This is a genomic window from Aminobacter sp. P4_D5 (assembly GCF_056401815.1).
Genome location: NZ_JBFUIP010000906.1, coordinates 1 through 635, shown reverse-complemented (window position 1 = coordinate 635; position 635 = coordinate 1). Strand labels below are relative to the sequence as shown.

The 635-nt window shown below is 77.8% G+C and carries 1 protein-coding gene; it reads left to right on the top strand.

Translation table 11 applies throughout. The features are described 5' to 3' along the window. On the top strand, window positions 1–635 hold a 635-nt coding region (locus AC1DWF_RS35720), incomplete at both ends, for a hypothetical protein (protein WP_476843188.1).

Below are 635 nucleotides of genomic sequence, written 5' to 3'. Positions count from 1 at the left end.
CTTCTGGGACATGACCGAGGGTCTCGCGCCCGGCTGGTGGTCGGCGCCCCGGCTGCGCGACGCCGCCGGCTGGGCGGCGGTGATGACCGCCGGCGGGTGGCCCCGTCCGCACCAGATCCCTCTGCCCGCCCTCCCCTGGGAGGCGGCGCTGATCGCCGCGACCAAGCCCGCCGGCGGCCAGCTGCTGCATGCGGCACCGGCGCGGCGCTTCGTCCTCTGGGCGAGCGGCACGCAGCGGCTGCTGGGCGAGGCGCTCGCCGAGGCGCTGGCTGCCGCCGGCGCGCATGTCGCGCATCTGCCGTCAGACCCGGCTCCGCGCCTGCTGCGCGGTGCCGCAGTCATCGCCCTGCCGGCGCCCGACGCGGAAAGCCTGGTCCCGCTCGCCCATCTCGCCGCCGCCGCGGACGGCGTCGCGTCGCAGTTCCATGTCGTCGGGCGGGGGGGCGAGCGCGGGCTGGCCGCGGCCGGCCAGATGGCGCTGGCCCGTGTGCTGGCCAACGAAATGCCCGGCCTCAGGCCGCAGCGGCACGACATCGCTCCCGAACTGTCGCCGGCCGAGGCGGCGAGCCGTCTCGCCGCCGCCCTCCTCAATCCGGCCGATGCCGAGGCCGAGCAGCGCCTTACCGCCTCGGGCC